Origin of the sequence: Streptomyces buecherae, from assembly GCF_014295035.1 — a bacterium.
Taxonomy (GTDB): domain Bacteria; phylum Actinomycetota; class Actinomycetes; order Streptomycetales; family Streptomycetaceae; genus Streptomyces; species Streptomyces youssoufiensis.
In genome coordinates, this window is record NZ_CP060404.1 from 4,599,795 (window position 1) to 4,625,610 (window position 25,816).

Consider the following 25,816-nt stretch of genomic DNA (forward strand, 5'->3'; position numbering starts at 1 on the left):
TCCGCTCGGGGGCGGCTCGGCGCCCGGTAGCTCGGCGCGGGGCGTACGCGCGCCGGCGGGCGCCGGGGGAGCGGCCAGGGGCGGCCGGCCGGTGCCCGTCAGTGAGCAGGGGCTGCCCGACTGGCTGCTCCCGGTCGCGCGGGCGGCGCGCACCATAGAGCCGCGTCAACTCAGCCGGTTCCTGCCACCCGAGAACGGCTCGGGCCGACAGTCCGCCGTCCTGGTCCTCTTCGGCGAGGGCCCGCCCGCCGGGCCCGCCACGACGCGGGGTTCCTCGGCGCGGGGCTCCACGGCGCAGGGGCGCGGGCCGGCGCCGACCGGTGAGCCGGCGCGGGCGCCCGCGCTCACGCCCGGGGGCGCACCGCACCGGCGCGCGGCGACCGGGGAGCCAGGGGCGGCCGACGGGCCCACGCCCGGTGCGTACGCCGGCGCGCGTCACCCCGACCTCGCAGGCGCCGCGGAACGTGGCGGCGCCCGCGAAGCCGAACGCGTCCACGAGGTCGAACGCGCCCGCGGTGCCGTCGCCCCCGCGCTCGGCCCTCCGTTCGTGGGCCCGGGCGGCCCCGAACTCCTCCTCATGGAGCGCGCCGGCACCCTGCGCTCCCACGCTGGGCAGCCCTCCTTCCCCGGCGGGGCGCTGGATCCGGAGGACGGCGATCCGGCGGGGGACGGGCCGCTGCGCGCGGCGCTGCGCGAGGCGGAGGAGGAGACCGGCCTCGACCCGTCAGGTGTGCAGCTCTTCGGCGTGCTGCCACGGCTGTACATCCCGGTCAGCGAGTTCGTCGTGACCCCGGTCCTCGGCTGGTGGCGCCGGCCGAGCCCGGTCGCGCCGGTCGACCCGGCCGAGACCGCGAGGGTCTTCACGGTGCCGGTGGCCGAGCTGACGGACCCGGCCAACCGCGCCGTCGCCGTGCACCCCAGCGGCCACCGGGGGCCCGCCTTCCTCGTCGGCGGCGCGCTGGTCTGGGGGTTCACGGCCGGCGTCATCGACCGCATCCTGCACTTCGCTGGCTGGGAACGGCCGTGGGACAGGGAACGCCACGTCCCGCTCGACTGGCGTGCGTGAGACGGTGACTTCGTGAACGTGCTGGACATCCTGCTGCTGGTCGCCGCCGCGTGGTTCGCCGTCATCGGCTACCGCCAGGGCTTCGTCGTCGGCGTGCTGTCGGTCACCGGGTTCCTCGGCGGCGGCCTGGTCGCCCTGTACCTGCTGCCGGTCATATGGGACCGGACCACCGACAACGCCTCACCGGGTTCGTTCGGCGCGATCTCCGCGGTCGTCATCGTGATCGTGTGCGCCAGCATCGGCCAGGCGTGCACCACCCACCTGGGCAACAAGCTGCGCCGGCACATCACCTGGTCGCCGGCGCGCGCCATCGACGCCACCGGCGGGGCGCTGGTCAACGTCATGGCGATGCTGCTGGTCGCCTGGCTGATCGGGTCCGCCATCGCCGGCAGTTCGTTGCCCACGCTGGGCAAGGAGGTCCGTAACTCCAAGGTGCTGCTCGGCGTGGCCCGCGTGGTCCCCGAGGAGGCCAACACCTGGTTCGACGACTTCAGTTCGGTGCTGGCGGAGAACCGTTTCCCGCAGGTGTTCTCGCCGTTCGCGGAGGAACCGATCACCTCCGTGCCGGCCCCCGACCCCAAGCTCGCCAACAGCCCCGCCGTGGAGCGCGCCCGGCAGAGCATCGTCAAGGTGGTCGGCACCGCGTCGAGCTGCGGCAAGGTCCTGGAGGGCACGGGCTTCGTCTACGCGCCGCACCGCGTGATGACCAACGCCCACGTCGTCGGCGGCGTCGACGAGCCCACCGTGCAGATCGGCGGGGAGGGCAGGCTGTACGACGCGGAGGTCGTGCTCTACGACTGGAAGCGCGACATCGCCGTACTGGACGTCCCCGCGCTGCGCGCCCCCGCCCTCCGGTTCGCGGAGGGCGACGCGGGCAGCGGCGACGGCGCGATCGTGGCGGGCTTCCCGGAGAACGGCGACTTCAACGTGCAGGCGGCTCGCGTCCGTGGCCGCATCGAGGCCGACGGCCCGGACATCTACCACCGCGGCACGGTCCACCGCGACGTCTACTCCCTCTACACCACCGTCCGCCAGGGCAACTCGGGCGGACCCCTGCTGACCCCCGAGGGCCGCGTCTACGGCGTCGTCTTCGCGCGCTCCCTCGACGACGCCAACACGGGGTACGCGCTGACCGCCAGCGAGGTCCAGGAGAACATCACGGAAGGCCGCACGGCCGACGACCAGGTGGACACCCAGGGCTGCGCCATGTGAGCGGGCGCGTAGGGGAGCGGAACAGGCGAACCACCCCGCTCCCCTACGCGCCCGCGCGCGTGCTGCCGAGGCCCGCGCCCCCCATATGCCCGCACCAGCCGCCCGACCCAACCCGCCCCCCCCCGCGTCAGCCCGCCCAGCCCAGCCCGCGCCGGTACGCCCGGCCCGCGTACCCCCAAGGCGACGGCATTCGCGCAGCCCTGAGCGCGCGGCAGCCCATGCGGGCGCAAGCGCCGGCGCACGCCGGCTAACCGGAAGCACCCGCGCCGCGTGCCCTCATGCCGGGTGTCAGCAGTGTGCCGACGGTGCGCTGAGGGCGAGCGGCGGGGTACGACCAGGCCCGGCACGGCGGAGAACGGCTCCTGGCAGGGGCGTGTCACGCGGCGCGCGACGCCCGACGAGTACGGGCTCCGCACGCTGCCCCTCATCGCTCCGGGAGCACGCTGACCGCTTGGCGCGCGGTACGGGAAACCGGGGAACCGACGAGGGAGTCCGCCGCACGGGGCGGGCGGTCCGCTCGCCGGAAGTGCTGCTATCGGCTCCGCGGATGGCGCAGCCGCGCCGACACCCAGCGGGCGCGGCGGCGGATGATGCGGGGAATGCCGATACGAGGATCATGGCCCGGTACTTGCCCGGGGCCGCCCCGCTCGGAGACGGTTAGCGCGGCGTCGAGGCCGCGATCGTTCGCTGCGTCACGGTAGTCGTGCGTCCAGCCCATACCCGGAACTCTGCCCCTGGCCCAAGGTCGGTAATCACCTGCGGGACCGTCAATTGGCCTATGCGGCGGGCAAGCGGAAGCCCCAGGTACACGGCGTCGGATCGCTTCGGCAAGCCGCCGAACGCGCCGGCGCACTCCGGGCCCTCGTACGCCCGCGAGCGGCGTACGACAGCGGCGGAGAGCGTACGCGCCGGCGGCCTTGTACGGCAACGCTACCCGGCCCCGCCGGGCGCCGGCTCGGGCGCGGCGCATCGAGGGCCCGGGCGGCCGGGGAGGGCGTGCCGTTCGCCGGGCGCCGGCGCGCGCGATGCGACCGCCCCGCTCGGCACCGACCACCCTGTTCGGCGGCGACCACCCCACTCGGCGCCGACCACCCCGCTCGGCGGCGCACCCGTCGCCGCACGGGCGGTGCGTCACCCTGTCGTGTCAGCGGTCGGGTTCCGGGTCCTGCAACCAGTTGATCAGTTCCGTGGAGAACGCGATCGGGTCCTCCTCGGGAGGGAAGTGGCCCAACCCGTCGAAGAGCCGCCAGCGGTACGGCGCCTCGACGTACTCGCCGGACCCCGCCGCGCTGCGCACCCGCGTCACCGGATCGAGCGAGCCGTGCAGGTGCAGCGTCGGCACCCGCACCGGGCGCTTCATCCGACGGTAGAACTGCACGCCGTCCGGGCGCGCGAGCGAGCGCACCAGCCACCGGTAGGGCTCGACGGAGCAGTGCGCGGTGGAGGGGATGCGCATCGCCTGCCGGTAGACCTCCACGGCCTCCTCGTCGGGCAGTCGCGGCCCGGACCAGTCCGTGACCAGCCGTCCGACCAGCGCGGCGTCATCCGCGACGAGTTGCCGCTCGGGCAGCCACGGACGCTGGAAGCTCCACACATGGCTGCTGGCCCGACTCTGCTTGACGTCCCTGAGCATGGCCGAACGCCAGCGGCGCGGATGCGGCGCCGAGCACACGGCCAACCGGCGCACCAACTTGGGCCGCATCACCGCGGCCGTCCACGCCAGGTAGCCGCCGAGGTCGTGCCCGACGAGCGCGGCGTCCGGCTCGCCGAGTGACCGGATCACCCCGGTGACGTCGAGCGCGAGGTTGGCCGGGTCGTAGCCGCGGGGCGTACGGTCGCTGCCGCCCACCCCGCGCAGGTCCATCGCCACCGCGCGGAACCCGGCCTCGGCGAGCCGCGGCAACTGGTGCCGCCACGCCCACCAGAACTGCGGGAAGCCGTGCAGCAACAGGACCAGCGGCCCGTCGCCCATCTCGGCGATGTGAAACCTCGCGCCGTTCGCCGCGACGTCCCGGTGTGTCCACGGGCCGTCGGGTCGTACGACGGACGCGAGCCGAGCAGGGGGTTCCGGAGCCGTCATGCAGTCGAGCGTGTCACAACGTGGGCGCCGGAGGGGACGGCCTCGCCCGGTGCGCGGGGGTGGGGCTTGACGTTGCCCAGCACGGCGGCGGTCTCCTTGGCCGAAGCGATGGACTTCTGCGGCGGCTTGACCTTCTTGAACTTGGCCAGCGCCATCAGCCCGAGCAGGATCGCGAGGAGCCAGTACAGGCCGCCCACGATCAGGAAGCACCAGGCCAGACCCAGGTCGGTCCAGGCGTGGAGACCGTACGCGAGGGCGAAGCTGAGCACCGGCAGCGAGAACAGCAGCAGGACACCGGCCACGATCCCCGCGGTGCTGCCCATCACGACGCGCTTGGCGTCCTGCCGCAACTCGGCCTTGGCCAGCGCGATCTCGTCGTGCACCAACGCGGACAGTTCACTGGTGGCCGTGGACACCAGTTGCCCGAGGCTACGGTTTCCGCCCTCGTCGGCTGCGCTCATCGCCTGTCTCCCTCGTTCTTCTAGCTGCCGGCCCCGCTGGGCCGTGTACGGACGTACTACGGAGCTTCTACCGGCTTGGCGCGGATCTGAAGCCTCTTAGATCATGCCGGACCGTCGCCGTCGGTGCGCTGTGATGCCGCGGCAGCCTCCGCCAGTCTGCGGTGTTCGGCGGCCTTCTCCTCGTAGATCGCCGCCATTCGGAGGTGGTAGTCAGGCTGGTCGAGTTCGTAGATGTCCGGAACGCCGTCCTGATCCTCGTCCCGCTCCTCCTCTTCGTACAACTTCTTGTACTTGTTGTTACGCATCTTGAGCAGCACGCTGGCGAAGACCGCGGCCAGCACCGAGCCGATCAGCACCGCCGCCTTCACCTCGTCGGCCAGCAGCGGGTCGTCGGTGAAGGCCAGCTCGCCGATGAGCAGCGAGACGGTGAAGCCGATGCCCGCGAGCGAGGCGACGGCCAGCACGTCGGCCCAGGCCAGCTCGTCGTTCAGCTCCGCCTTGGTGAACCGCGCGGCCAGCCACGAGCCGCCGAAGACCCCTATGGTCTTGCCGATCACCAGTCCGAGGACCACGCCCAGCGTCTCCGGCTTGGTGAACACGTCGGCCACCGCGCCGCCCGAGATGGAGACGCCCGCCGCGAACAACGCGAACAGTGGCACCGCCAGCCCCGCCGACACCGGCCGCACCAGGTGCTCGATGCGCTCGCCGGGGGAGTGCTCCTCACCCTCGCGCACGGTGCACCGCAGCATCAGGCCCATGGCCACGCCGGCGACCGTCGCGTGCACGCCGCTGGCGTGCATGAACGCCCAGATCACCACGGCCAGCGGCAGGTACACGTACCAGCCGCGCACCCCCAGCCGGAGCAGCCCCCAGAAGACGGCGAGCCCGACGAAGGAGCACACGAGCGCGATCACGTTGATGTCGGTCGTGAAGAAGACCGCGATGATCAGGATCGCGAACAGGTCGTCCACGACCGCCAGGGTGAGCAGAAACGCGCGCAACGAGGCGGGTAGCGCGGTCCCGATCACGGCGAGCACGGCCAGCGCGAACGCGATATCCGTCGCCGTCGGCACCGCCCAGCCGTCCAGGCTGCCGCCGCCGCTGAGGGAGACCACGGCGTAGACGAGCGCGGGCACCGCCATGCCGCACACCGCCGCGATCACCGGCAGCGCGGCGGCCTTCGGGTCGCGCAGCTCGCCCGCCACGAGTTCGCGCTTGAGCTCGATGCCGGCGACGAAGAAGAAGATGGTGAGCAGACCGTCCTGGGCCCACGCGCCGATGCTCAGGTGCAGGTGGAGGGATTCGGGCCCGAACGAGAAGTCCCGGACGTCGTTGTACGTGTCGCCGAGCGGCGTGTTGGTCAGCAGCAGGGCCGCCACCGCGGCGACGAGCAGCAGTACGCCGCCCACCGTCTCCGTGCGGAGCGCTTCCGCGACGTAGTTCCGCTCGGGGAGGGAGAGTCGTCCAAGGAACTTACGGTTACCGGGCGTGGCCACGACGGGCTGACCTCCAGGAGCGGGGCGGCTGCGGATACACCTGTGGTGTATGCCGACCAGACTTCCCGGCGCACCCTGTAACTTTGTCGCCAAATTTACGCGACGGCCCCCACCTTAACCGGAACGGCCGATCCGCGCTCCAGCCGCGCAGCCGCGACCTTCGCCCGGCTATCCCGTCTTCACGGGGCTGAGCTGCGTACTTCCGCTGCTGCCGGTATCCACGACGCGGGCCCCGGTCGCTGGGGGCCGCCTGGCGCGAGGCGTGGCGTGAGACCCGGCGCGCGGCGAGGTGTCAGGCCGGCAGCGGGGCGGGCCGTGCGGGGTGGGGCCGAGGCGGATGGCGCCGGGCGCGGGCCGGCCCTTCGCGGCGGGCGCGGGCTGTGGGGCCAGCGGCGGGATGCCGTGGCCGGCCCGCCCCGGCTGGGCCGTGGGCCGGTCAGCGACGCGCCGGGCCGGCTGGCCCGGCGCGTCCCCGTCTTACGGGTGGTGTGCTGCCTACGCCCGCTCAGTCCTCCACTCAGTCGTCGCTGGCGGCGCCCGGGAGCTGCGACTGGATCAGGTCCATGACCGAGGAGTCGGTCAGCGTGGTGACGTCGCCGAGGTCGCGGTTCTCCGCGACGTCCCGCAGCAGTCGCCGCATGATCTTCCCGGAGCGGGTCTTGGGGAGCTCGGCGACCGGGAGGATGCGCTTCGGCTTGGCGATCGGCCCCAGGGCCTTGGCGACGTGCGCCCGCAGCTCGTCGACGAGACCCGCGTCCTCCGTCACCCCGCCGCGCAGGATCACGAAGGCGCAGATGGCCTGAGTGGTCTGCGGGTCAGCCGCGCCGACCACCGCCGCCTCGGCGACCTTGGGGTGCGAGACGAGCGCCGACTCCACCTCGGTGGTGGAGATGTTGTGCCCGGAGACGAGCATGACGTCGTCCACCCGGCCGAGCAGCCAGATGTCGCCGTCCTCGTCCTTCTTCGCGCCGTCGCCCGCGAAGTACCGGTTCTCGAAGCGGGACCAGTAGGTGTCCAGGTAGCGCTGGTCGTCACCCCAGATCGTGCGGAGCATCGACGGCCAGGGCTCGGTCAGCACCAGGTACCCGCCGGACCCGTTCGGCACCTCGTTCGCGTCGTCGTCGACCACGGTGGCCGCGATGCCGGGCAGCGGAACCTGCGCCGAACCGGGCTTGGTGGCCGTCACGCCCGGCAGGGGGCTGATCATCATGCCGCCGGTCTCGGTCTGCCACCAGGTGTCCACGATCGGCGCCCGGTCCCCGCCGATGTGCTTGCGGTACCACATCCACGCCTCGGGGTTGATCGGCTCACCGACCGACCCGAGGATGCGCAGCGACGACAGGTCGTACTTCGCCGGGATGTCATCGCCCCACTTCATGCAGGCGCGAATCGCCGTCGGGGCGGTGTAGAGGATCGACACCCCGTACTTCTGCACGATCTCCCACCAGCGCCCCTGGTGCGGCGAGTCCGGCGTGCCCTCGTACAGCACCTCCGTGGCGCCGTTGGAGAGCGGCCCGTAGACGATGTACGAGTGGCCGGTCACCCAGCCGACGTCCGCCGTGCACCAGAAGACGTCCGTCTCCGGCTTGAGGTCGAAAACCGCGCTGTGCGTGTACGAGATCTGCGTCAGGTAACCGCCGGTGGTGTGCAGGATGCCCTTCGGCTTACCCGTGGTGCCCGAGGTGTACAGGATGAACAGCGGGTGCTCCGCCTCGAACGCCTCCGGGGTGTGCTGGTCGGACTGGCGCCCCACCACGTCGTGCCACCACACGTCGCGGCCCTCGGTCCACGCCGTGTCCTCCCCGGTGCGGCGCACCACCAGGACGCTGCGTACGTTCTCCGTGCCCGCGCGGGTCAGGGCCTCGTCCACGGCGGGCTTGAGGGCCGACGGCTTGCCGCGGCGGTAGCCGCCGTCGGCGGTGATCACGACGCGGGCGTCCGCGTCGTTGATGCGCGTGGCCAGCGCGTCCGCCGAGAAACCGCCGAAGACCAGCGAGTGCGGCGCACCGATGCGCGCGCACGCCAGCATCGAGATCACGGCCTCGGGGATCATCGGCAGGTAGATCGCCACCCGGTCCCCGGCCGCCACGCCCAGCTCCGTCAGCGCGTTGGCCGTCCGCGACACCTCGCGCTGCAACTCCGCGTAGGTGATCGCGCGCGTGTCGCCCGGCTCACCTTCGAAGTGGATCGCGACGCGGTCGCCGAGCCCGTTCTCCACGTGCCGGTCGACGCAGTTGTACGCGACGTTCAACCTGCCGTCGGCGAACCACTTCGCGAAGGGCGGGTTCGACCAGTCCAGCGTCTGGGTCGGCTCCGTCTCCCAGCTCAGCCGACGGGCCTGCTCGGCCCAGAAGCCCAGCCGATCAGCCTTCGCCTGCTCGTACGCCTCCGCGGTGACGTTGGCGTTCGCGGCCAGGTCGGCGGGTGGCGCAAAACGCCGCTCCTCACGAAGCAGGTTGGCCAGGCTTTCGTTGCTCACGACTTCTCCCATTCCCAGGGTGCCCGTTGTGTCCCAGCTCATAGCTCATCAGCCTGCGGCACGCTCTGACAAGGGCTGTTGATAAAAATTGGTGTAGACCTTTACCGGGTGACGCTCCCTGGCCCCTGCTTCCTACCGCTTCCGGGATTCTTACGGCATGGCCTTGCCTGACTGGTTGTGCGGGCGCTGATCACGGTGTGTCGTGCCGGCCCCGCGGGGAGCAGCCGCCTCGCCCGCGTGCCCCGACCCGGTCGAGTCCGCGGTCTCGGTGGAGTGCGGGCCCGAACCGCGATCCCGACCGGCCTCCCCGCCCGCCGCCGCGTTCGAGGCCGTGCCCGTCGCCCGAACGCCCTGGCCCGAATGGCCTGCCGAGCGGGCCGCGCTGCCGGCCGGCTCGGGGACCCGGGCCGGCTCGGAGTCCGCCGCCGAAGGCGCGTGTTCGTGCGGGTGCGGTCGGCCGCCCCCGAGCTCCTCCTGCCGGGAGCCCAGGCGCAGCGCGGTGGCCTCCGCCCGATCCGCCCCGCCGGTGTGCGGCGGCCGGGGGCAGGCGTGGTCGCCGTCCCATTCGCGCTGCTCGTCCGCGTAGGGGCCCGATCCGGGTAGGAGCGCGGCCTCCGGTGCCAGGAGCGCGTCGGGAAGCTGATCCGAAGGGTCGGCGTGCTCCGGTCGGGCCGGGCGCTCCGGCGTGACGGCGGAGAACACTCCGGAGGCGGGGTCCAGGACATACGCCTGGGCTTCCGCCACGTGGAAGTACATGCCGTGCAGCGCGAGCGTGCCCTCGCGCACCCTGCGAGCCACGCACGCGTGGGCCATCAGGTGCTCAAGCTGCTGCTGCACGTTCACCAGGGCCAGCAACTCCGTGTCGTCCGCCACCGGACGCCCGTCGAGGGCCACGGTCGGGTGGGGGCTCGCATCGCCGCCGGACGCCTGCTCGGCCTCTCGTTTCTTGATCCGCTCCAGTCGTTGCAGGCTGGGCCAACCATGGCGCAGCCAGCGGGAAAGTGGGGTGTCGTCGGCGGGCTCGCCCACGGAGTTGAGCAGCGCCTGCATGGCTCCGCACCCCGAGTGCCCGCAGACGGTAAGGGAGCTGACCTCCAGTACGTCCACCGCGTACTCGATGGCCGCGGCCACCGAGTCGCAGGCGCTGTCGTCGTCCGACGGCGGCGTCAGGTTCCCGACGTTGCGCACGGTGAACAGATCCCCCGGCCCACTGGAGGTGATCATGCTGGTGACGAGCCGGGAGTCCGCGCAGGTCAGAAAGAGCTGGCTGGGACGCTGACCCTCGCGCGCCAGCCGGGCCAACTCTTCGCGGACCAGAGGTGCGGTGTTGCGCTGGAAGGCGCTGACTCCGCCGATGAGCTGACTGCTGCTCGGCTTGTCCTGTCGAGCGGGGGCCAGGGGCCGGGTGCAGTGGTGGTTGCGCCACGGCATCCAGGGTCTACACGGCTGGGCATGCGCGTGGGCGCTGGCCGGCTCGACCAGGGGGCGACCGGTGCGCCCGCCGAGTTGCACCCAACCGCCGGCTGAGCGGTACCCCTGGGCCCAGGACTGGAGGGCGTCGTACGCCGCGTGGTCCATGAACGAGCCGTGCAGCTCGACCACCACGCTGCGGCGGTCCGGCAGTTGGCCCAGTACGCGGCTCAGTCGGGGCACGGCGAGGAAGGTGAGCTGGCCGTTGACGCGTACTCGGAGGCAGTCGGTCTCGCCGGTGACCGTGATCTGGGTGCGGGTGAGGCGGCGGAACGCGGTGATGACGGCCACCACCCCGCCGATGGCCACGCCCTGTAGTACTCCGAAGAGGATGACCGACCCCAGGGTCGCCGTGTAGACCGGGAACTCGCGATGCCGCTGGACGTGCTTGATGTGCGCGAAGTTCACCATCTGGATGCCGACCATCATGACCAGTGCCGCCAGCGCCGCCAGGGGGATGAACTCCAGCGCCGTGGCGAGCAGCCCGGTGCACAGCAGGGCCCAGATCCCGTGCAGCACGGTGGAACCCCGACTCGCCGCCCCGGCCTTCACGTTGGCCGAGCCGCGCATGGCGCCACCGGCCACCGGTAGGCCGCCGAGGAGGCCGGAGGCCACGTTGGCCGCCCCCTGCCCGGCCAACTCGCGGTCCAGCCGGGTCTGTGTCGCGCGCGTGCCGGGGCGCGTGGCCTGCAACCGATCGACCGCGACGGCGGAGAGCAGGGACTCCATGCTGGCCACCAACGTCACCGTCAGCACGGCGGCGGCCACCCCGAGCACCGGGCCATCCGGCGGCGACGGCAGGCCCTGGAACTGCAACGAGGGCAGGTCGACGCGGGGGACGGTGAGCCCGGCGCTCAGCGCGGTCCCGGCGCCGACCGCGGCCAACGGGGCCGGGACCAGCCGCGCCAGCCGCCCGCCGCGGCCCGGGAGCCGTGGCCAGGACACGAGTACGGCGACCGTCACCGCGCCGACCAGCATCGCCGCGGCGTGCGGGCGGAACAGTTCGGAGGCGAGAGCGGTGAGGTTGTCGACGGTCGAGCCGCCCGGGTTCGCGCCGAGCATGACCCTCAACTGGCCGATGGCGATGACCACGCCGATCCCCGCCAGCATCCCGTGCACGATCGCCGGGCTGACCGCGAGCGCCGCCCGGGCGACCCGCAGCGCCCCCAGGGCCATCTGGGCCAACCCCGCCGCCACGGTGATGGCGCACGTCGCGGACCACCCGTAGCGCTGGACCAGGTCGGCCGTGACCACGACCAGCCCGGTAGCAGCCCCGCTGACCTGGAGCGGAGCACCACCGAGCAGCCCCGCCACGATGCCACCGACGGCGGCTGCGATGAGCCCGGCCTGAAGGGGTGCGCCAGTGGCCAACGCCAGCCCGAGTGAGAGGGGGATGGCGATGAGAAAGATGACGATCGAGGCAGCGAGGTCCCTGCGCGCGGAGGCGCGGTCGACCTGGCTCCAGAGCTGCAACATTCCCGTCTCCTCCGGGTCTGCGCGGTCGCGGACGAGGCCACGACCGTGGGCACGGCGTACTGCGGTGGGCTGCTGTGGGCTCCGGCGGAGCCCCCGTATGGGTGGTCTAGAGGAAGCCGTGCACCGCTGAGCCAGGACTGCGGTTGGCGGCGGTGCCGGGGCGACGCCCGTGCGCCGGACTACGGGGTGGGTGACCGGCAGCGACTCGGGGATTCGGCCAGACATAGTGCTAAAAGGGGCGAACCCGCCGTGAGCGATAACGGTGTGCACTCGATCCGTTACTCTCAAGCATCGGTAAACGAATCGTAATCCCAGGTAAAGGCCGCACGGAAGAGGTTCCGATCGGCCGCGCCAGTCATTCCACCTATCGAGTGAGTGCCGGTTTAGGAAGTCTCCTCGCTTCTTACCTATTAGATGACTTATGAGGTGTTTGCCCGCTTCCCTGTGGGCGCTCAGAAGTCAGGAAGCGAGGCGGCAGATGACGACTGCACGCAAGGCCACGGCGGGGCTGTTCCTGACGGCGATACTCGTCGGGATAGCCGGCTGCTCCGGCGGCTCAGGGGACTCCGACGCGGAGAGCGAGGAGAAGGCGCCGGCGCCCAAGGCCGCGAAGCCCTTGCGCCTGATAGGCGACGGCTCGACCGCGTACACCGGCGCCCAGCCTCGTCAGCCGAACGTCCAGCGACTGCGCGCCGGGCAGCGACCGCCGCAGTTCGTCGTCTTCTCCTGGGACGGCGCTGGCGAGGACAGCCAGCGACTGTTCTCCCGGTTCCGCGAGGTGGGGAACCGGTACGACGCGACGATGACGTACTTCCTCAGCGGTGTGTACATGCTCCCCGAGGGCAAGAAGGAGCTCTACCACCCGCCCAAGCACGCGCCCGGCGCCTCGGACATCGGTTTCAACGACATCGAGGGCATACGGGCCACCGCCGCGCAGCTCGCCGGGGCGTGGCGCGACGGCAACGAGATAGGCACACACTTCAACGGCCACTTCTGCGGCCCCGACAGGGGTGTCGGCACCTGGTCGGTGGACGAGTGGCGCAGCGAGATCCGGCAGGCCGAGTCGTTCGTCAAGAACTGGAAGACCAACACCGGCCTCCTCGACGCCCAGCCGCTGCCGTTCGACTACAGCGCGGAACTCGTCGGAGGCCGCGCCCCCTGCCTCGAAGGCCAGCGCAACCTGATACCCGCCGCCCGCTCCATGGGCTTCCGCTACGACGCCAGCGCCTCCGGCGGCCGGCAGGTCTGGCCCACCAAGCAGGGCGGCATCTGGGACTTCCCGCTGCAGCAGGTCCCCATGCCAGGACGCGCCTTCGAGACGCTGTCCATGGACTACAACTTCCTGGTCAACCAGTCCGGCACCACCCGCGGAGACCGCGCCAAGCACGCCACCTGGGGTAACCAGATGCGCGACGGACTGTTGGCCGCCTTCGACCGCGCGTACCGTGGCAATCGGGCGCCGCTGCTGGTCGGCAACCACTTCGAGTCATGGAACGGCGGCACCTACATGCGGGCCGTCGAGGAGACCATCAAGAAGGTGTGCCCACGACCGGACGTGCGCTGCGTGTCGTTCAAGCAACTCGCCGACTGGATGGACGCCCAGGACCCGCGAGTCCTGGAGAAGCTGCGGAAGCTGGACGTCGGCGAGCGGCCGAAGGGTGGCTGGGCCGCGTACCTCAACGCCACTACGACCCCGTCGGCCGTGACCTCGCCGGACGGGCAGCGCCCCGCGAGCGACGCGGCGACCGAGGACCGCACCACGGACCAGGGCGCTCAAGCGGCGCGTACGCACGGCGCGCACCCCGCCCCCGGGCAGTCGGGGACCGCACCGCGGGTCGCTGAAGGGTCGCCCGGAGCCGTGGAGCAGCCGTACAGCAGTGGTCTCAGGGGCTGGCTCAGGCCGGTTGCCGGCTAGCGGCGGATCGCTCGTCCAGGGTGAACGCCGGATCGACCTGGGCCGCCAGGTCCGCGCCGGTCCGCGCGTTCCCCCAGCTCTCCGCGTTCTTGAGGTGGAAGTGGACCATCTGGCGGGTGTAGCGCTCCCAGTCGCGCGACGCGTACGCGGCGTCCGCGGTCTCGTGGAGGACGCGCAGCGCCTGCCGGTTGGTCGCCTCCAGCGTGTCGAACCGGGGCGGGCGGCCCTTCTCCATGGCCCGGACCCACTCCGAGTGGCCGAAGGTGACGAGCAGGTCCTCGCCGACCTCGTCGCGCAGGAAGGCGAGGTCGTCGGGGCCCTGCACCTTGTTGCCCACCACACGCAGCGCGACGCCGAAGTCCCGCGCGTACTCCTTGTACTGCCGGTAGACGGCGGTTCCCTTCCTGGTCGGTTCCGCCACGAGGAACGTCATGTCAAAGCGGGTGAACATGCCCGAGGCGAAGGAGTCGCTGCCCGCCGTCATGTCCACGACGATGAATTCCTCTCGGCCGTCGACGAGGTGGTTCAGGCACAGCTCCACCGCGCCGACCTTGGAGTGGTAGCAGGCCACGCCGAGGTCGGACTCGGTGAAGGGGCCGGTCGCCATCAGGCGCGCTTCGCCGTCGTCGAGAGGGACCGTGCGGGCGCAGGCGTCGAAGACGGGGTTGTCGTCGCCGACCCGCAGCAGCCGCGACCCGGCCCCGGGAGGCGTCGTCTTGATCATGGTCTCGGCCGAGGCGATGCGCGGGTTGGTGCCGCGCAGGTACTCCTTGATGAGCGGGAGTTGGGCGCCCATGGCGGGCGGCGCGCAATCCGCGTGTTCGTCCAGGCCGAGCGCGGCTGCCAGGTGTTGGTTGATGTCCGCGTCGATGGCGATGACGGGGACGCGGGCGGCGGCGAGGTGGCGGATGAAGAGCGAGGACAGCGTGGTCTTGCCGCTGCCGCCCTTCCCTACGAAAGCGATCTTCATGTTCACCTAGCGTAGATGGGCGGGTGGGACTGGATGCTGCTCTTGGTGAAGAAGACCACTCCAATGAGGGGCGCGGCCTCCGATGTGCGTAGTGTCGTACTCATGAGTAGTGCGACATCCGATCCGCTGTCCGCATTGGTGGCCCTGCCTGGCGTCGCTGACTCCGTCGACGCCGTCCGCAAGGCCGTTGACCGGGCATACGGCCACCGGGTCATGCGCCGGCGCAGCCACGAGGTCACCGCCGAGGCCGCGCTGCGCGGTGCTCGCGGATCGGCGGCGCTCGCCGGCGCCGACTGGGCGCTGGAGGAGGTGCGGCGGCGCACCGACTTCGGCGCGCAGGGCGAACCGCGCACCGTTGGTGCGGCACTGCGCCTCACGGCCGAGGCGGGGCAACTGCTCAGTGTGTGGCGGCAGTCGCCGCTGCGGGTGCTGGCCAGACTGCACCTCGTAGCGGCGGGCGATGCCACACGAGGCGAGTCGGTGGCTGGCGAGACGGATGTGGTGGGGCGGCCCAGGCTGGCTGGCGAAGGGGTGGACGAGCCCCTGATCGAACTGCCGTTGCCGGACGCTGACGAGGTGGCGGGTCGACTGGACGGGCTGGCTCGTTTGCTGCTCGCGGGCACGGAGGCTCCCGCTCTGGTGGTCGCGGCTGTCGTGCACGGGGAACTGCTCGCGCTGCGGCCGTTCGGTTCGCACAACGGGCTTGTCGCTCGCGCCGCTGAGCGGGTGGTTCTGGTCGGTAGCGGGTTGGACCCCAAGTCGATCTGCCCGGCTGAGGTCGGCTACGCCGAACAGGGGCGGGCCGAGTACGTCGGCGCCCTGGAGGGCTACGCGTCGGGAACCCCCGAGGGGGTCGCCGCGTGGATCGTGCACTGTGGGCGAGCGGTCGAACTCGGGGTGCGCGAGACCACCGCCGTGTGTGAGGCACTCCAGCGCGGAGCGGCCTGACGGGGGCGGGGCTCCTCGCCCATGCGTGGGGTTGCTCGCGGCTTCGCATCGACGCCGAACGCCCGGCGTCGCCATGCCTGGGCGGGGGTTGGCGAAGCCGGACTGATGACGCTGCTGTGGTGAGCGGGCCGACGCGGCGCATTGCGTGTCGCGGGCAGAGTTGCGGCGGCACCAGTTGCTTGTGGTGCCGCCGCTGGCACATCCGCTCGGTTACCATGCGTGCTCGAAATTCTGCCCATCAGGTCGGGTACTTTGCCCGCTTCCTGGTGCGGCTGGCCCGTAATCGACGGGTCGGCGTCGCGTGGGTGCCAAGCGTCTGTGCGCGGTCCGTGGGCCTTGATACGAAGGGCTTCCTCTCGGATGTCCCCTGGTCTCGCGGGCCGTTGATTCCTTTTTACTCTTCTCGGCGAGGAAGCGAAACCCCCTCCCGCAGATATTTACTTTTGGTGTCAAACTCGGGCACTCTGCCCGGCTTGCAGGGCGACGAGACTGCGTGTGGGCGTACGGCGTCGAGCTGTGTACCAGACCAGCCCCGCCGCGGCGGCGGCTCCTACGGCGGCGGCTGCCGCCAGCACCGGGGGCGGTGGCATGGACAGGGAGGGGACGCGCTGCTTCAGTCGAACCGGGCGGTTGAAGTTCAGGATGGGCCAGCCACGGGCGCTCGCCTCCCGGCGCAGGCTCCGGTCGGGGTTCACGGCGTGCGGGTGGCCGACTGACTCCAGCATGGGGACGTCCGTGACGGAGTCGCTGTACGCGTACGAGCGCGACAGGTCGTAACCCTCGGACTCGGCCAACTCGGCTATGGCTTCGGCCTTCGTGGGGCCGTACGCGTAGTACTCCACCTCGCCCGTGAAGCGACCGTCCTCGACCACCATCCGGGTGGCCACGACCCGATCGGCGCCGAGTAGCGCGCCGATGGGCTCGACGACCTCCGCTCCGGAGGTGCTGACGATCACGACGTCGCGGCCCGCCGCGTGGTGCTCTTCGATGAGGGAGGCGGCCTCGTCGTAGATGATGGGGTCGATCAGGTCGTGCAGAGTTTCAGCCACTATCGCCCGCACCTGTTGTACGTTCCAACCGCGACAGAGCGCGGAAAGATATTCCCGCATCCGCTCCATCTGGTCGTGGTCGACGCCTCCGACAAGGAAGACGAACTGTGCATATGCGGTGCGTAGTACGGCTCGGCGGTTGATCAGGCCGCCCTGGTAGAAGGACTTGCTGAACGTGAGAGTGCTCGACTTCGCAATGACCGTCTTGTCCAGATCAAAGAAGGCGGCTGTGCGCGACAAGGAGTGGTTTTCCACAAGCTGAGCATAGGGCCCACCATTCGGCGTAAGCGGCGGCGAGTGGGTTTGCTTAGGAAGGCCCTCGGGTACACCATGGAAGTCACGGATCGTTCGCGACCGTGCTAACCCCGTCCGGCTCCTCCCCCCCGAGTCGGTCGTGGGGACGACCCCCGCTCTCCCCCCCGGCGGGGGTCGTCGCATGTCCAGACGCCTTTCGGTGCGTCGCTCTTGATCATTTTTCTCCCCTGGTGTCCGTTCGTCGCGCTCCCTCCATGAGTCTGCCCTGTAACCCTGCGTAATCGCGGTGTTGGCGTGGAAGTCGCCGGTTTAGGGGACGGCGATATTCACAGCCGACGAGTTATCCACAGTTTTGGACCAAGATCCCCGAGATTTCTTGGATCGCTGCACAGTCGATTCCCGCGATGTTCGCGGGTTCGACAGCGGGTAGCGAGATGAGGAGGGGACCATGGCTGGAACTAACGCCTCCGGTCAACTGGGAGAGGCCACCGATCTACGGCGTAGACCGCTGATCGTGACGGAAGACGAAGCGCTTCTCGACGACTTGTTGCGGTTGTGCGCCGCAGCCGGCTCGGCGCCGGAAGTGGCGCATGGAACGCTCGCCGGCAGTGGTGGGTGGGAAGGCGCGCCACTGGTTCTCGTCGGCGACGACTGCGCACGGCGCTTGGCGGGCGTACCCCGCAGGCAGGGCGTGCTGCTCATCGGCCGGGACCTCGATGACCCGGGCATCTGGCGGCGGGGTATCGAAATGGGGGCCGAGTGCGTGCTCTTCCTGCCCGATGCCGAGACCTGGCTCGTGGACCGGATCGCCGACGTCACCGAGGGCGTGGGCGACCAGGCCGTCACCGTTGGCGTCATCGGGGGCAGGGGCGGCGCCGGAGCCAGCACCCTGGCCTGCGCCCTCGCGGTGTCGGCCGCCCGGGCTGGGCAGCGCACCATGCTCATCGACGGCGATCCGCTGGGCGGCGGCCTCGACGTCCTGCTCGGTGGGGAAAGCGCGCCGGGCCTCAGGTGGCCGGCCTTCGCCGAGTCGCAGGGCCGAGTGGCGGCGGGAGCACTCGAGGAGTCGCTGCCCGAGTTGCACTCCCTGCGCCTGCTCAGCTGGGACCGGGGCAGCGTGGTGGCCGTTCCGGCGCCGGCGGTCCGCTCGGTCCTCGCCGCGGCACGCCGCCGAGGCGGTGCCGTCGTGGTCGACCTGCCGCGACGTGTGGACAACGCCGCGGCCGAGGTGCTCGCACAGCTCGACATGGCGCTCCTGGTGGTGCCAGCCGAGCTGAGGTCCGTGGCGGCGGCTCATCGGGTGGCCTCCTGCGTGCGGATGGTGTTGCGCGATCTGCGGGTCGTGGTCAGGGGGCCGACCGGGGACGGGCTGGCTGACGAGGAGATCGCGCGGCTGCTTGACCTGCCGCTGGCCGGCGAGCTGCCGCCCGAATCGGGCCTGCTCGCGGCGCTGGAGTCGGGTGAACCGCCGGGTACGAGCGAGCGTGGGCCACTCGCCAGGTTCTGTGCCGACTTCTGGGCGCGGGCGCTGCCCGGTGGGGGTGTCGCATGAGCAGCACCCTGCTGGATGCCGTGCGCACGCGGTTGGCGGGCAGCGGAGCAGACCCGACGCCGGCGCGAGTGGCCGCCGCGTTGCGGGCGGAAGGACGGCTTCTCGGTGACACGGAAGTCCTCGGAGTCGTGCGGGACCTGCGCTCCGAGCTGGTGGGCGCTGGCCCTCTCGAACCGCTGCTCGCCCTCCCGGACGTCACCGACGTATTGGTCACCGCGCCCGACCAGGTCTGGATCGACCGAGGTGCGGGGTTGGAGCGCACGGAAGTCCAGTTCGCCGACGCGGCGGCCGTGCGCAGGCTCGCGCAGCGGCTGGCGGCCGTGGCCGGCCGCAGGCTCGACGACGCGAAGCCCTGGGTGGACGCCCGGCTGCCGGACGGCACGCGGTTGCACGCCGTGCTGCCCCCGGTCGCCGTGGCAAGCACGTGCCTGTCGCTGCGCGTGGTGCGCCCCCGGGCGTTCACACTGGCCGAGCTGGTGGCGGCGGGCACGGTGCCGCCCGGCGGGGAAGCGCTGCTCCGGGCGATCCTGGACGCCCGGCTTTCGTACGTCATCAGCGGTGGCACGGGGTCGGGGAAGACGACCCTGTTGAGCACCCTGCTGGGCCTGGTGGGGCCGGGCGAGCGCATTGTGCTGGCCGAGGATTCCGCGGAGCTGCGGCCTGACCACCCCCACGTCGTACGGCTGGAGACGCGCCCCGCCAACCAGGAGGGCCGTGGCCTGGTGACGTTGCGCGACCTGGTGCGGCAGGCGTTGCGCATGAGACCCGACCGACTGGTGGTGGGCGAGGTTCGCGGGCCCGAGGTGACGGACCTGCTGTCGGCGTTGAACACCGGCCACGAGGGCGGTTGCGGGACGGTTCACGCGAATGCGGCGGGAGACGTTCCGGCCCGGCTGGAGGCGCTGGGCTCGACGGCCGGGCTCGATCGGGCGGCACTGCACAGCCAGTTGGCCGCGGCGCTGTCCGTGATCGTTCATCTGGCGAGGGACCGGCGCGGGCGCCGCCGGATCGCCGAACTGCACGTGCTGGAGCGCGATCGGGAGGGGATGGTGACGACGGCTCCCGCGGCGCTGTGGGGCCCGCACGGATTTCAGCGGGCGCCAGGCTGGGCCCGTCTGGAGCAGTTGTGCGCGCGGGGAGGTGGCGGCGCGTGACGGGCGGCGCGGTGACGGTTGAGCCTCTGGTGCTGTGCGCCGTGGTGCTCTGCCTGGTCGCGGTCATGTGGGACGGTGCGGGTTCGGATCGCCGCCTGCGGCGCGGCAGGTTGATACTGGCGGACTGCGCGGTGCCCCCGGCGAGCGTCACCACATCGAGGCCAAGCGAGCGCATGGGACCGAGCGGCGGCCTCGCGCGTCTGCTCGATCCCTTGGGTCAGGGTGGCGGCTGGCTGCGCTGGCGCGAACGACTGCCGGCCCCGGTGCGGCGATGGGACCTCGGCGGCGAGCTGGCCTGCCTGCCGGCGGGGTGCGTGCTCGCCTTGCTGACTGACTCCCCACTGCCCCTGCTCGGTGCCGCGCTGGCGGCTCCCGTGGGCTGGCGGTGGCGGCGGACCCGGGCGGTGGAGCGGCGCCGAGCGCTCCGGAGCGCGGCTGTGATCGGACTCTGCGCCGCCGTCGCCGGCGAACTGCGCGCCGGGCGGCAACCAGGGGAAGCCCTGCGGTCCGCCGACGTGGCGGACCTGCCCGACGGGTGGGAGACGGTCACGACGGCCGCACGCTTCGGCGGCGACGTGCCCACCGCGCTGCGTCAGGTGGCTCGACTACCGGGCGCGGAAGGGCTGGCGGGGGTGGCCGCGTGCTGGCAGGTGGCGGTCGACGGGGGCGCGGGGCTCGCGGACGGGCTCGATCGCGTCGCGGCGGCTCTGCGCGCGGAGCGTGACCAACGTGAGGAGTTACGCGCGCAGTTGGCGGGCGTGCGATCGACGGCCGCGATGCTCGCCCTGTTGCCCGTGTTCGGGCTCGTGCTGGGCAGTGCGCTCGGCGCTGCTCCGCTGCACGTCCTCCTCCACACCCCCGCCGGCCTGAGCTGCCTGCTGCTCGGTGTGCTGCTGGAGTGGGCGGGCTTGGCCTGGATCGCGCACATCATTCGTCGCGCCGCAGAGCCGGCGAAGCGCACCACAAAGCAGGACTAACCGGGTTGATTGGGTGAGTGTGTGGTGTTCGGAGAAGTTATCCACAGGCTGGGGACGGCCGTTTCGCTGGCGTGCTTTGCTGGGTGCGCGGCGCTGGCGTTCGGCGCGATGCGGGCCCGGCGCGGGGCACGGCGGCTGGCCGCACTCTGGCCAGGCCATTCGCGTACTCCGCAAGGAGACGCGACCCGGGCTTGGCGCCGTTGGCCCCCCTTCGAGCGGCCGGCTGTGACACGCATCGGGATCGTACGGAAATGCCTGACGGCCGGCGGCTGCGGGTGCATTGGCCCCATCCTCCTCGACGGCTGGATGGGGTACGGAGCGGGGCTCGCCCTCATGTACGGCACCTGGCGGTGGCAGCGAAGGATCGGAGCCACGCACGAAGGCGAGCTGGCTGAAGGGGAGATCGGTACGACGGGCGGCGTGCTCTCGGGTGAGCAGAAGGCGCTGATCGCCTCCCAACTACCGCTTACAGCTGAGATGTTGGCCGCTTGTCTGGCCGCGGGGGCGGGGCCGCCGGAGGCTGCCGAAGCGGTGGGGAACTCGTTGGGTGGGCCTTTGGGGCAGCGGCTCGCCTGGGCGGCGGCGGAGCTGCGCCTCGGCGGTGAACCCTCCACCGTCTGGGGACGCGTTGCCGCCCTGCCGGGCGCCGCTGAGCTCGCCCGGTCGCTGGAGCGCGCAACGGTGACGGGCGCGCCCGCCGTCGAGCCCGTCACGCGCCTGGCCGCCGACTGCCGAGCGGATCGCGGCCGAGCCGCCACGGCCAGGGCCAGGCGCGCCGGGGTGCTCGCCACCGCCCCGCTCGGCCTGTGCTTCCTGCCCGCCTTCTTGCTGGTGGGCGTGGCACCGGTGGTCATCGGGCTGGCCGAAGGACTGCTGACTACCTGAGCGATACACGACAACGACGAGAAGATGAGGGAGACGTGGGGACGATGAGGCTGGTGCGTTGGGGTGCCCGGCGGTGCGTGAACTGGCGGGTGGCGCTTCGGAGCAGGTTGGACGCGGGGATGGCGACCGCCGAGTACGCGGTGGGGACGATCGCCGCGTGTGCGTTCGCGGCCGTCCTGTACAAGGTGGTGACGAGTGGTGCCGTCACGGGTGCGCTTCAGTCGGTCATCCAGAAGGCGCTCGATGCGCAGTTCTAGGCCGACGGTTGGGCGATCTGGACGCGGCCCGACACGGACGGCGAGGTTGTCAGGGGCCTGCGGCACTCCTCCACGTACGGCTCGGTGTGGTGATCGCGGGGCCGTCAGCGCGGAGGCGGCGGTTGTCCTACCGACGCTGGCCCTGTTCACCCTGATGTTGATCTGGGGGTTGATGGCCGCCTCCGCGCACATCCAGTGCGTGGACGCGGCGCGGGCGGGCGCCCGGGCCGCGGCGCGTTCGGAGACACCGGCCGCGGCGATGGCCGCCGCTCGATCGGCCGCGCCGCGCGACGCCAGGATCACCATGAGCCGAGAGGGAGAACTCGTGCACGTGCGGGTCGAGACCCGCGCGGCAGGACCAGGCCCGCTGGCCATCACGCTCCAGGGGGAGGCGGTGGTCCTTGCTGAGGACACGATCACGACGGGCTGAACCGCGGCGGCCGGATGCTGGGATGACGAGGGTGCGCGGCGGCGGGAGGTGGAGGGACAGCGGGATGGCGACGATATGGGTGGCCGTGGCGGCCTCGGCGCTGTGCGTGGTGTTCGCCGTGGTGCTGGCCATGGGGGCGGTGGTGGTCGCCCGGCATCGAGCGGGCGGCGCGGCCGACTTGGCGGCGCTCGCCGCCGCCGACCACGCGTTGGAGGGCGAGCGTGTGGCCTGCGGCCTGGCGGAACGGGTGGCCCGAGGGCAGGGCGCGCACGTGGTGAAGTGCGCCGTACGCGGCGAGATCGCGGACCTCGTCGCGGAGGTGCCGGTGGCCCGGGCGGCATCGGTGCTTCCCTCCGGAGCGTCGAAGGCGCTGACCCCGCGCGTGCGGGCGCGGGCGGGGCCGGCGACCGTGGGGCTTTCCGCCCCGGTCGGCAGCGTCCGACATGCTGGTGCCGAGCGTGGTCCGGCGACGCTGGGGGCCGCCGGCCCGGCCTCCGGCGGGACGAGTACGCCGCACCCCGCGCCGGCGGCCGTGGTGTCCGGCATAGCGCTGACCTGGTCAGCGCCCAGGAGGCCCGTCGGCGCGACCGCCGCACAGCGGGGGCCCGAGCGCGGGCTGGCGTTGGGGCCGCCGATACCGGCTACGACGCGGACTCGGCGGACGGGGGCGGGGACTGGGCCAGTAGTTCGGTGAGGAGGCGCACGGCGGCCTTCTTGTCCAGCGGGTCGTTGCCGTTGCCGCACTTGGGTGACTGGATGCAGGACGGGCACCCGGCGGCGCACTCACAAGCGGCGATGGCCTCTCGGGTGGCGGTGAGCCAGCGGGCCGCGGTGTGGAAGGCCCGCTCGGCGAAGCCCGCGCCGCCGGGGTGCCCGTCGTAGACGAACACGGTGGGCAGCAGGGTGTCGGGGTGCAGCGGTACGGACACGCCGCCGATGTCCCAGCGGTCGCAGGTCGCGAACAGCGGCAGCATGCCGATCGAGGCGTGTTCGGCCGCGTGCAGGGCGCCGCCCAGGGCCTCCGCGGTGACGTCGGCCCGTTCCAACTGGTCCTCGGTGACGGTCCACCAGACGGCGCGGGTGCGCAGGGTGCGAGGCGGCAGGTCCAGTTTCGTCTCGCCGAGCACCTCGCCGGTGATGAGCTTGCGACGGAGGAAGGAGACGACCTGATGGGTGACCTCGACCGACCCGAAGCACAGCCGGGCGTCGCCCCACGGCACTTCGGCGCTGGTCTCCAGGATGGCGATGCCGGTGGTGTCGCGGGCCGTGGTCGAGTAGGGCGGGTTGGCCTCCTCCACCAGGGCGGCCGAATCCTCCAGGTCGAGGTGGCGGACGAGGTAGGTGCGGCCCTGGTGCAGGTGGACGGCGCCCTCGTGGACGGTGCTGTGCGCGGCGGCGGCGTCCACGGTGCCGAGCAGCCGACCCGTACCGGCCTCCACCACCTGGACGGGCTTGCCGCCCTCGCCCCGGATGTCGGTGAGATCGACGGCCCGCTCCCGCCGGGTCCAGTGCCAGGCGGTGGCGCGGCGGCGCAGCAGCTTGCGTTGTTCGAGCTGCGGCAACAAGCCGATGGCGGCCGGACCGAAGAGATCCAGGTCGGCCTCGGTCAGCGGGAGTTCGGCGGCGGCGGCGCACAGGTGTGGAGCGAGCACGTACGGGTTGTCGGGGTCCAGCACGGTGGACTCGACGGGCTGGTGGAACAGGGCCTCGGGGTGGTGGACGAGGTAGGTGTCCAACGGGTCGTCACGGGCGACGAGGATGGCGAGAGCCCCCTGGCGGGCGCGTCCGGCTCGGCCGGCCTGTTGCCACAGCGACGCCCTGGTGCCCGGATATCCGGCCAGCAGTACGGCGTCCAGGCCCGCGACATCGACGCCGAGTTCGAGGGCGGTGGTGGCGGCCAGGCCGAGGAGTTGGCCGCTGTGTAGGGCCCGCTCCAGGGCGCGGCGCTCCTCGGGGAGGTAGCCGCCGCGGTAGGCGGCGACGCGGTGGCGCAGGCTGGTGGCCACTTCGGCGAGTCGCTCCTGGGCGATCAGGGCGATCAGTTCGGCGCCGCGGCGGGAGCGCACGAAGGCGACGGTTCGGGTGCCCTGGATGGCGAGGTCGGTGAGGAGGTCAGCAGTCTCGGCGGTGGCGGTACGGCGGACGGGCGCGCCGCGTTCCCCGTGTAGTTCGGTGAGGGGAGGCTCCCAGAGGGCGAAGACGAGTTCGCCGCGCGGTGAACAGTCCTCGGTGATCTCCACCGGCGTGACACCGGTGAGCCGGGCGGCCGACCGCGCGGGCTCGGCCGAGGTGGCGGAGGCGAGGAGGAAGACGGGTTCAGCGCCGTAACGGGCGCACACGCGGCGTAGCCGGCGCAGCACCTGGGCGACGTGTGAGCCGAAGACCCCGCGGTAGGTGTGGCACTCGTCGATGACGACGTAACGCAGGGCCCGGAGGAAGGAGGACCAGCGTGGGTGCCCGGGGAGGATGCCCCGGTGCAGCATGTCGGGGTTGGTCAGAACGTAGTTCGCGTAGCCGCGGATCCACTCGCGTTCCTCGACCGGCGTGTCCCCGTCGTAGACCGCGGCGCGGATGCGGGAGCCGAGTGGCTCGGCGAGGTCGGTGACCGCGCGGCGCTGGTCGGCGGCGAGTGCCTTGGTGGGGGCGAGGTAGAGCGCGGTCGCGCGCCGGGTACTGGCCGGTGCGCCGGTGCGCGGGCTCGCCTGGGCCCGGGTGCCCTGCCTGGTGGTGTTCGGGTCGCCGGGGAGTTCGGCGCCGTCGAGCAGGGTGCTGAGTACGGGGGCGAGGTAGGCGAGCGACTTGCCGGAGGCCGTGCCCGTGGCGACGATCACAGATTCGCCGCGGAGCGCGTGCTCCGCCACCCGGGCCTGATGGCTCCAGGGGCGGTCGATGCCCGTCGCCGTGATGGCATCGATCACTTCCGGCCGGATCTGCGAAGGCCAGTCGGCATGCTGACCCGCGCGCGGGGGCAAGTGCTCCGTATGAGTGATGCGCGCTGCCCGGTCCGCCCCGGCGGCGAGGTGATCCAACATGGCCCGCGGGGAGCGACGTGTCCCAGCGGACCGTGGGAGTTGATTGTGGGCCATTGACCCAGAGTCTGTCACTGGCGTGGCGGACAATGGGCTCAAGGCGTCGTGCGCGCCTACTGGTAAGTGATTGAATGCCATCGCGGCTGCCGATCCATGGGGGGCGACCGCTCGATGCAAGGTGCTGGAGGTTCCGTGGACCTGTCCCTGTCGACCCGGACCGTTGGCGACCGTACGGTCGTCGAAGTCGGTGGCGAGATTGATGTATACACCGCGCCCAAACTGCGGGAGCAGTTGGTCGAGCTTGTGAACGACGGCAGCTACCACCTGGTCGTTGACATGGAGGGCGTCGACTTCCTCGACTCCACCGGGCTCGGCGTGCTGGTCGGCGGGCTGAAGCGGGTGCGTGCCCATGAGGGCTCGCTGCGCTTGGTCTGCAACCAGGAGCGCATTCTGAAGATCTTCCGTATCACCGGCCTGACCAAGGTGTTCCCCATTCACACCTCGGTTGATGACGCCGTCTCCGCCACCGACTGACGGTGCCGGACGCCCCGCTCCACTGGTGCGGGGTGGAAGATCGTCGTGGCGGGGGGAACCGGGCTGACGGCCCGGCCCCTCCGCGAGTTCGCCCTTTTCGGTAGACGCGGAAAAGGGCACG

Annotated in this window: 21 protein-coding genes; 12 read left to right on the plus strand and 9 right to left on the minus strand. The window is 71.8% G+C overall.

Annotation, left to right across the window (positions count from 1 at the left end; translation table 11 throughout):
- Positions 1 to 91: 91 nt before the first annotated feature.
- Positions 92 to 1,066: an NUDIX hydrolase gene (locus H7H31_RS17845; protein ID WP_372455951.1), complete on the plus strand. Its 975-nt coding sequence runs from the start codon at positions 92 to 94 to the stop codon at positions 1,064 to 1,066.
- 12 nt (positions 1,067 to 1,078) lie between these two features.
- Positions 1,079 to 2,278: a MarP family serine protease gene (locus H7H31_RS17850; RefSeq protein WP_176162613.1), complete on the plus strand. Its 1,200-nt coding sequence runs from the start codon at positions 1,079 to 1,081 to the stop codon at positions 2,276 to 2,278.
- A 532-nt stretch (positions 2,279 to 2,810) separates the two neighbouring features.
- Here H7H31_RS17850 and H7H31_RS34015 read toward each other — a convergent pair.
- From H7H31_RS34015 to H7H31_RS17875, 6 genes are all read right to left on the minus strand, one after another.
- On the minus strand, positions 2,811 to 2,996 hold the full coding sequence (locus tag H7H31_RS34015; RefSeq protein ID WP_232109925.1) for a hypothetical protein: 186 nt from the start codon (positions 2,994 to 2,996) through the stop codon (positions 2,811 to 2,813).
- Between the two features lie 426 nt (positions 2,997 to 3,422).
- Positions 3,423 to 4,358 (minus strand): alpha/beta fold hydrolase, encoded by a 936-nt coding sequence (locus H7H31_RS17855; RefSeq protein ID WP_187064147.1) that lies wholly within the window; start codon positions 4,356 to 4,358, stop codon positions 3,423 to 3,425.
- Positions 4,355 to 4,819, minus strand: coding sequence for a phage holin family protein (locus H7H31_RS17860; protein WP_187064148.1), 465 nt, complete (start codon positions 4,817 to 4,819; stop codon positions 4,355 to 4,357). The genes H7H31_RS17855 and H7H31_RS17860 overlap by 4 nt, the downstream gene beginning before the upstream one ends.
- A gap of 101 nt (positions 4,820 to 4,920) precedes the next feature.
- Positions 4,921 to 6,315, minus strand: a complete 1,395-nt coding sequence (gene nhaA / locus H7H31_RS17865; protein ID WP_187064149.1) for a Na+/H+ antiporter NhaA — start codon at positions 6,313 to 6,315, stop codon at positions 4,921 to 4,923.
- A 517-nt stretch (positions 6,316 to 6,832) separates the two neighbouring features.
- Entirely contained in the window at positions 6,833 to 8,794 is a 1,962-nt protein-coding gene (acs, locus tag H7H31_RS17870) for an acetate--CoA ligase (RefSeq protein ID WP_187064150.1), read from the minus strand.
- A gap of 150 nt (positions 8,795 to 8,944) precedes the next feature.
- A complete protein-coding gene (locus H7H31_RS17875) occupies positions 8,945 to 11,740 on the minus strand; it encodes a SulP family inorganic anion transporter (protein ID WP_187064151.1) in 2,796 nt (931 codons plus the stop codon).
- A 478-nt stretch (positions 11,741 to 12,218) separates the two neighbouring features.
- On the opposite strand from H7H31_RS17875, the gene H7H31_RS17880 reads away from it, so the two are divergent.
- Positions 12,219 to 13,655 carry a polysaccharide deacetylase family protein gene (locus tag H7H31_RS17880; protein ID WP_232109926.1) on the plus strand — a complete coding sequence of 479 codons (1,437 nt, stop codon included), beginning with the start codon at positions 12,219 to 12,221 and terminating at the stop codon, positions 13,653 to 13,655.
- Here the strand turns inward: H7H31_RS17880 and H7H31_RS17885 are convergent.
- Positions 13,636 to 14,625 carry an ATP-binding protein gene (locus H7H31_RS17885; protein WP_187064152.1) on the minus strand — a complete coding sequence of 330 codons (990 nt, stop codon included), beginning with the start codon at positions 14,623 to 14,625 and terminating at the stop codon, positions 13,636 to 13,638. The genes H7H31_RS17880 and H7H31_RS17885 overlap by 20 nt on opposite strands.
- A 102-nt stretch (positions 14,626 to 14,727) precedes the next feature.
- Here H7H31_RS17885 and H7H31_RS17890 point away from each other — a divergent pair, with 102 nt between their 5' ends.
- Entirely contained in the window at positions 14,728 to 15,573 is an 846-nt protein-coding gene (locus H7H31_RS17890; protein WP_187064153.1) for a Fic family protein, read from the plus strand.
- Between the two features lie 449 nt (positions 15,574 to 16,022).
- Here the strand turns inward: H7H31_RS17890 and H7H31_RS17895 are convergent, their stop codons facing one another.
- Positions 16,023 to 16,862, minus strand: coding sequence for an HAD family hydrolase (locus H7H31_RS17895; RefSeq protein ID WP_222625456.1), 840 nt, complete (start codon positions 16,860 to 16,862; stop codon positions 16,023 to 16,025).
- A 463-nt stretch (positions 16,863 to 17,325) separates the two neighbouring features.
- Here H7H31_RS17895 and ssd point away from each other — a divergent pair, with 463 nt between their 5' ends.
- The 7 genes from ssd to H7H31_RS35015 all read left to right on the plus strand — a co-directional run bounded on the left by ssd (position 17,326) and on the right by H7H31_RS35015 (position 22,826).
- Positions 17,326 to 18,429: a septum site-determining protein Ssd gene (gene ssd / locus H7H31_RS17900; protein WP_187064155.1), complete on the plus strand. Its 1,104-nt coding sequence runs from the start codon at positions 17,326 to 17,328 to the stop codon at positions 18,427 to 18,429.
- Positions 18,426 to 19,583, plus strand: coding sequence for a TadA family conjugal transfer-associated ATPase (locus H7H31_RS17905; protein WP_187064156.1), 1,158 nt, complete (start codon positions 18,426 to 18,428; stop codon positions 19,581 to 19,583). The genes ssd and H7H31_RS17905 overlap by 4 nt, the downstream gene beginning before the upstream one ends.
- Positions 19,580 to 20,560, plus strand: coding sequence for a type II secretion system F family protein (locus H7H31_RS17910; RefSeq protein ID WP_232109927.1), 981 nt, complete (start codon positions 19,580 to 19,582; stop codon positions 20,558 to 20,560). The genes H7H31_RS17905 and H7H31_RS17910 overlap by 4 nt, the downstream gene beginning before the upstream one ends.
- A 333-nt stretch (positions 20,561 to 20,893) precedes the next feature.
- The gene (locus H7H31_RS34805; RefSeq protein ID WP_308284222.1) at positions 20,894 to 21,445 is read left to right on the plus strand and encodes a type II secretion system F family protein; all 552 of its coding nucleotides are present in this window, start codon (positions 20,894 to 20,896) and stop codon (positions 21,443 to 21,445) included.
- A gap of 44 nt (positions 21,446 to 21,489) precedes the next feature.
- Positions 21,490 to 21,702 (plus strand): DUF4244 domain-containing protein, encoded by a 213-nt coding sequence (locus H7H31_RS17920; RefSeq protein ID WP_187064166.1) that lies wholly within the window; start codon positions 21,490 to 21,492, stop codon positions 21,700 to 21,702.
- Positions 21,689 to 22,132 carry a TadE family type IV pilus minor pilin gene (locus H7H31_RS17925; protein WP_187064157.1) on the plus strand — a complete coding sequence of 148 codons (444 nt, stop codon included), beginning with the start codon at positions 21,689 to 21,691 and terminating at the stop codon, positions 22,130 to 22,132. Before H7H31_RS17920 ends, H7H31_RS17925 begins: the two co-directional genes overlap by 14 nt.
- Positions 22,133 to 22,196: 64 nt before the next feature.
- Positions 22,197 to 22,826 (plus strand): Rv3654c family TadE-like protein, encoded by a 630-nt coding sequence (locus tag H7H31_RS35015; RefSeq protein WP_187064158.1) that lies wholly within the window; start codon positions 22,197 to 22,199, stop codon positions 22,824 to 22,826.
- Here the strand turns inward: H7H31_RS35015 and H7H31_RS17935 are convergent.
- Positions 22,774 to 25,299: a DEAD/DEAH box helicase gene (locus H7H31_RS17935; RefSeq protein WP_187064159.1), complete on the minus strand. Its 2,526-nt coding sequence runs from the start codon at positions 25,297 to 25,299 to the stop codon at positions 22,774 to 22,776. The genes H7H31_RS35015 and H7H31_RS17935 overlap by 53 nt on opposite strands.
- A 54-nt stretch (positions 25,300 to 25,353) precedes the next feature.
- Here H7H31_RS17935 and bldG point away from each other — a divergent pair, with 54 nt between their 5' ends.
- On the plus strand, positions 25,354 to 25,695 hold the full coding sequence (gene bldG, locus H7H31_RS17940) for an anti-sigma factor antagonist BldG (protein WP_098752640.1): 342 nt from the start codon (positions 25,354 to 25,356) through the stop codon (positions 25,693 to 25,695).
- Positions 25,696 to 25,816: the final 121 nt, after the last annotated feature.